Origin of the sequence: Microcystis sp. T1-4, from assembly GCF_000297435.1 — a bacterium.
Lineage (GTDB): Bacteria > Cyanobacteriota > Cyanobacteriia > Cyanobacteriales > Microcystaceae > Microcystis.
Window position 1 is genome coordinate 1 of record NZ_CAIP01000058.1, and the last position, 5,860, is coordinate 5,860.

At 36.9% G+C, this 5,860-nt stretch carries 5 protein-coding genes; 4 read left to right on the top strand and 1 reads right to left on the bottom strand.

What is annotated here, in order from left to right:
• The first annotated feature begins 87 nt into the window (after positions 1–87).
• The 4 genes from MICAI_RS03330 (at position 88) to MICAI_RS03345 (ending at position 4,654) form a co-directional block, all read left to right on the top strand.
• Positions 88–1,458 (top strand): ArnT family glycosyltransferase, encoded by a 1,371-nt coding sequence (locus MICAI_RS03330; RefSeq protein ID WP_008197707.1) that lies wholly within the window; start codon positions 88–90, stop codon positions 1,456–1,458.
• Positions 1,459–1,497: 39 nt separating this feature from the next.
• Complete coding sequence (locus tag MICAI_RS03335; protein ID WP_008197709.1) at positions 1,498–3,102, top strand: glycosyltransferase 87 family protein; 1,605 nt, start codon at positions 1,498–1,500, stop codon at positions 3,100–3,102.
• Between the two features lie 20 nt (positions 3,103–3,122).
• Entirely contained in the window at positions 3,123–3,980 is an 858-nt protein-coding gene (locus MICAI_RS03340) for a glycosyltransferase (RefSeq protein WP_008197710.1), read from the top strand.
• 203 nt (positions 3,981–4,183) lie between these two features.
• Positions 4,184–4,654, top strand: coding sequence for a DUF4079 domain-containing protein (locus tag MICAI_RS03345; protein WP_008197712.1), 471 nt, complete (start codon positions 4,184–4,186; stop codon positions 4,652–4,654).
• Positions 4,655–4,845: 191 nt separating this feature from the next.
• On the opposite strand, the gene MICAI_RS03350 is transcribed toward MICAI_RS03345, so the two are convergent.
• Positions 4,846–5,400: a hypothetical protein gene (locus tag MICAI_RS03350; protein ID WP_008197714.1), complete on the bottom strand. Its 555-nt coding sequence runs from the start codon at positions 5,398–5,400 to the stop codon at positions 4,846–4,848.
• Positions 5,401–5,860: the final 460 nt, after the last annotated feature.

Consider the following 5,860-nt stretch of genomic DNA (forward strand, 5'->3'; position numbering starts at 1 on the left):
GGGTTTGGCAAAAAATTTAACCGTCAAACCATGTTACAATAGCACGGGTTCACCCCAAAAGATAAATAGCGAGCTAATTTCAGAATAATGATGCAGCGAGATTTTCTATTTAAGAATTTTGAAAAGTTTGATTACCGTCTATTTCTGGGTGTATTAATTACGGCCTTGGGATTTATTTTAAGATATTATCAATATGATTCCTTGCCTCCCTATAACTGGACTCAAGATGAATTTGCTTTTGCTTGGAGTGGCATGAGTTTGATTCAAGATGGAGTTCCTACCAGTTGGTCTTTCCTCAGTCCCACGGATGATTTTTTGGTGACAGTTTGGGAAAAAACTGCTGTTCGTTATCGTTTTGTTACCCCTTGGTTCGATCATCCTCCCTTGTTTGGATTAATTGTGGGTATGACGGCTATTTTATCGGGAGCAAAGGAATTTTTTGACTGTAGTTTAACAGTAATTAGGATTCCTTCTTTGGTTTTTGGCACTCTCTCTATTTTCTTACTTTATTTATTAGCTTTACGTTTGACTAATACCGGGGTGGCGATTATAACTTCTTTAATTTTTGCCACTAACCCCAATACGGTTTTTTTATCTCGTTTAGCAGTTAGTGAAAATTTATTATTATGTCTAAGTTTAGCGGTAGCACTTTTATTCCTTCAGTACCATGAAAAGTCTCAAAACAAGTATCTATATTTGGCTATAGTTCTAGGTGGTTTAGCACCTTTAGTTAAGGTGACAGGATTATATATTCTAGCTTCTCTAGTCGCTTTACTATTATTCCAAAAAAATTGGCGAGATAGCTTAATCGCTTCTCTGACGGCAGTTTTATCCCTAGGTTTGTATTACCTTTACGGTTGGTTTTATGATTTTAGTTGGTTTTTAACTACTCTCCAAGAACATAAAAATCGCTTTACGGATTTTGCTATGTTAAAAAATCTAGTTTTACCTACAGTTTTTTTTGAGGATGGTTGGTTAATTTTTAGTTGGATTACTCTACTGTTAGTTGCCAGATTTCCTTTAAAAATATCTAAAATACGATTAGTTATTTTTCCTATATTAATCTATACAATTCTTCTTATTTTTTCTGGCGCTCAAAGCCATTACTATGCTTGGTATGTAATTCCTTACTATGGATTTCTCTTGCTAGTGCTTGGTATATTCTTAGACGATTTTCGTAAAAACTCTGATTTTATCGGTGCTGCCACTATCTTTATTTTTCTTGTCGTTTGGTCGGTGAATTTAAATATTAAGGATTGGGTTTTTAGTTCTCCTTACGGTAGATATTACTTTATTATCGGAACGGCAATTATTTTAGGGGGATTTTTCTTTAATGATTTAACTGAGAAAAAATCGAAAATTTTAACTAATTTTGTCAAGATAATCATGCTGATCGTCTTTTTGGGATTGTTACTAGGTAATCTTAATCTTATCCTTAACTATAAATTGCCAAGTTAAGCGAGTAAAACTAAACAAATAAATCTTGAATTTTCAATTATGACAAACCTCAAACGTTTTCCACTTTCTCATCCCTTATTTTGGGCAATTACCTACTTTATTGCTTTGGGGATTATCTCGGTTATTTTAGGTCAAGATGTTAGTTGGGATTTACGCAATTATCATTTCTATAATCCCTATATGTTATTGACAGGAAGGTTCAAGTATGATGTCCTACCCGCGCAGATACAAACTTTTTTTAATCCCCTGGTTGATGTTCCCTTTTTCGTCGCTGTTTATTATCTGAAACTGCCTCCGATTGTCGTGGGGTTTTTAATGGGAGGATTTCACGGGTTAAATCAATGGTTAGTTCACCTAATTACCTATCATTCCCTCGATAAAGTTTCCGAAAGATACAAGATAACTCTAAGCATAGCGGCAGCGATTACCAGTATTTTTGGGGCAGCCTATATCTCGGAGTTAGGAACCAGTATTGGTGATAATACCACCAGTGTTTTTGTTCTGGGAGGATTATTTTTTATAGTTAGTAGTTTAGGGAAAAATCTGCCAATTCCCTCTAAAAATACTCTTTTAGCTGGATTCTTACTAGGATTAGCAACGGGGTTGAAATTAACCAATGCTTTATATAGTATTAGCTTTTTGGTAGCTATTAATTTTTTACCTAATTCTTGGTCTGATAAATTGCGTAACCTCCTGTTATCAATTCTCTCAATGGCCGTGGGTTTTAGTCTCACTGCTGGTTATTGGATAATCTTAATGTGGACAAAGTTTGCTAATCCTCTTTTTCCCTTCTATAATAAAATATTTCAATCTCCTTATATTGAGACCGACTACAATTTTAAAGGGATACAATATTTGCCTAAAGATATCTGGCAATGGTTGTTTTATCCTGTTTATTTTATCCATAGACAAACTCTTGTCTCTGAGGTTCCTTTCCAAGATAGCCGATTAGCTATCACCTATTTATTGATAATTTTACTAATATTAGTAATTATTTTTTGTGCTATTTTTAAGCGCAATCTATCCTCTGAACCTGACTTAACCCACGGTGCAGTTTTAGGGTTTTTACTGCCTTTTTATCTGACCGCTTACTCTATTTGGTTAGTGGGATTTTCTATCTATCGTTATCTGATACCATTAGAATTAATCAGTCCCGCTTTAATTATCTTGATTATTGCCTATCTTTATCCTCGCAAGAAACCTTTATTAATCATAAATCTGCTAATATTTTCCTTAATTGTCACTACGGTTAAACCGATGGATTGGTGGAGAATGGGATGGTCAGATAATTATTTTGGTATCGATAGTCAAGCATTAAAACCCTACGAAAATTCCACGATTGTTATCTGGGGAGATGAAGGAACATCTTTTATCGTCCCTTATTTTCCCGCTTCGACTCGTTTTGTGAGACTCAAAGGCAATACTGGAGTCAGTGAGGGAACTTTAATGCGAAAAAATGCCGAGACATTTATTGCTAATACTCCCCCAGAATCTCTCTACATTCTCCAGACGGACTTTAATAAAAAATCTCCTGATATAGTGGGGGATTTAGCGAAGGAAAATCTCGTTATTGATTTCCAAAGTTGTCAACCCTTTCCCACCAAAATCGAAAAATTTAATCTCTGTCGTCTTCAGAAAAAGTAATTCTCTACCTTTTATCTGTAATGATTTATCTATTGACCGTTAACTACAATTGCGCGGAATTAATTAAGCGTTTAATCGCTTCCCTCGACGATGACTTATCTGCTACTCTCATCATTGTTAACAATTCCACTGAAGATAAAAATATCCAATCTTTAGCAGCGCAAAGAGTCAAGATTATTGAAGCGGGGGAAAATTTAGGATTTGGGAAAGGATGTAATCTGGGACTTGATTGGATTTATCAACAAGACAGAGAAGCTATCGTTTGGTTAGTTAATCCTGACGCTTACTTATTACCCGACTCTCTGGAGAAAGCAAGCAAATTTTTTCAGCAATATCCGGAAGTTGCCATCGCTGGTACAGAAATTTACGAACCGGATGGTAAAATCTGGTTTGGTTGGGGAAAATTTAATGCCAAAATCGGCACAATTAACGTGGTGGAGGAATCCTTAGACTATGGAGATAAACCCTATCTTATTCCTGACTGGGTGACGGGATGCAGTTTATTAATTAATTTCTCGAATTTTTCCACTTGTCCCCATTTTGATCCCGATTACTTTCTCTACTACGAAGACTTTGATTTTTCCCGAAGATACGCAAATCAAGGCTATTTAGTTGTTGTTACCAATCAGATTAAAATTATTCATGAACCATCTTCTATCACCCGTCGCTATGGTTATCTAAGACTAACTCATAATATCTATAGTTATCTTCTCAGTCTCGAAAAACATACAACTTTAACTATCCTTGTTTATCGCTTGCTGCGGATGAGTTTTATGTCTTTACTGATCCTTCCTATTAAACCAAAATTCTCCCTAGCTAAGTTAGAAGGAATTCAACTCTATTGTCAAAGAATTATCACTAAACCGCGTCTAGGTTGAAACCCTTAGTTTTGCCGCTTCTGGCATTATTCTTACTAAATCCTGTTTAAAAGCTATAGGAGAGGGGGAAGTGGCGCGTAGTGGTGATGGTGAGCTATGTTGCTGATCTAGTCTGACAAGTCTAATGACCCGAAAAATAAGGAAGAGTGAGCGATTCATGTTAATTTTTATTAAGAAGAGATCTTTGATGAGAACAGACAACTATGAACTTCGAGATTCCCAGTGCCGTAAAAACTTGGTCACAATTTGGCCATCCCATTCTCATGTGGGTTTTATTAGGATTAACTATCTATGCCCTCTATTCGGGGCTACAATGGCGACGGACGCGTACAGCAGATAAGGACCTAAAAAAACAATTATTGCCCAAGGATTTTCGCACTAAACACTATCAAATTGGCTCCCTAATCCTCGCTTTAATGGTCTTGGGGACGATCGGGGGTATGGCGGTGACTTATATTAATAACGGTAAATTATTTGTCGGTCCCCATCTGCTGGCCGGTTTAGGGATGGTGGGTTTAATCTCGATCAGTGCCGCTTTAGTACCTTTAATGCAAAAAGGGAATGAATTGGCCAGAATCACTCATATTACCCTTAATGTCGTCATTTTAGGTCTTTTTGGCTGGCAAGCCTTCACGGGAATGGATATAGTCCAGCGTATTCTCAGCAAAATGTAAGAAACTCTGAACAGATAGGATGCGTCATCAGACGCATCTAACTCTAAAAAGTGCTTTCAAAATTAATCACAAGTTATAGAATCTTTCTGACGGGTAGAAACAAAAACCAAAAAATCAAAATAAAGAGATATGGAGTTTCTCATAAAGATGAAGTGTAACCTAATGTAGTCGTACAAAATAAAATGAGATGACTATTGAGGAGAAGACAAGTCGCGGAAAATCTGGCTGGCGATGGCTGCACTGCGGCGAATTTGTTCAATTTCGGAAAGACTTTGCCAATTTTCGGTTTCGATAGTGGTTTCGCTCTGGCCATTACGCATAGTATAGGCGTAGGGACGGGCAAAAACCTCTAAATCTTCTGGAGACCATTGGGGAAAAAGCTCGCTAAGACAAACAACAAGGCGCTCAAATTTATCTAGTTGACTATTAACTAGATTTTCAGCACTTTCTATTAGACGATTTAAATGTTCGGCCGGCAGTAAAGAGGCAAATTTATCAAAGATATTAGACTGGGGTGAAACGGAAACAGTCGGGAATTTTTGCTGTAAACTGCTAAAGAATCGATGAGCTTGTGCTTCAAGCACCGTCGCTTCTAGTCCTTCACACAGAGAAAAAGGCGTTTCTGTCACGTCTAAGGGATGATTACTCTCCACATCGGTTACATCCCAGGGATAGGTGACTTCTTCTTCAATCAGGATTGCCAGAAGTTCCCAGGTAATCTGTTCAGATAGGGATAAATGACTCATAAATAACACTCCATATTTTAGCCTTTGTGGTGTTCAATGAGTAACTACATCTCGGTTTTGACAATTCCCGAAGCTATCAATAGACTTCTGCTGCAAGTCAGACAAAAGGCACTCTTGCCATAGTAGCAATAATCAACCCTTGTATATTATTATTAACTATTTTTTCAGTTTTGCCAGGGGTTGATCGGAAAAGTGGCATACTACCATTTTTCTAAAGTAATGGCAGAGATAGTTAATGGGACTTAAACAAATTTCAAGCCCAAACAAAGCCGGGAGCATCTCACTTACGCGATAAGTAATTATACTTAGCCTAAAAGCCACTCTTAATCGTGTCTTGGAACGAAATAGAGGCTTTTAAAGACTGCGTACATGGAGAATTAAAACAAGAATTACCCTCGAAAAGCCTATTTTTCCACTAAGTATTTATGCTCATTGCAAAGGTGAGATGCTCCCAACAAAG

Bases quoted from the DNA above. Each gene is read 5' to 3' on its own strand.
- MICAI_RS03330 (WP_008197707.1), top strand. From the start codon at position 88: ATGATGCAGCGAGATTTTCTATTTAAGAATTTTGAAAAGTTTGATTAC.
- MICAI_RS03340 (WP_008197710.1), top strand. From the start codon at position 3,123: ATGATTTATCTATTGACCGTTAACTACAATTGCGCGGAATTAATTAAG.
- MICAI_RS03335 (WP_008197709.1), top strand. From the start codon at position 1,498: ATGACAAACCTCAAACGTTTTCCACTTTCTCATCCCTTATTTTGGGCA.
- MICAI_RS03350 (WP_008197714.1), bottom strand. From the start codon at position 5,400: ATGAGTCATTTATCCCTATCTGAACAGATTACCTGGGAACTTCTGGCA.
- MICAI_RS03345 (WP_008197712.1), top strand. From the start codon at position 4,184: ATGAACTTCGAGATTCCCAGTGCCGTAAAAACTTGGTCACAATTTGGC.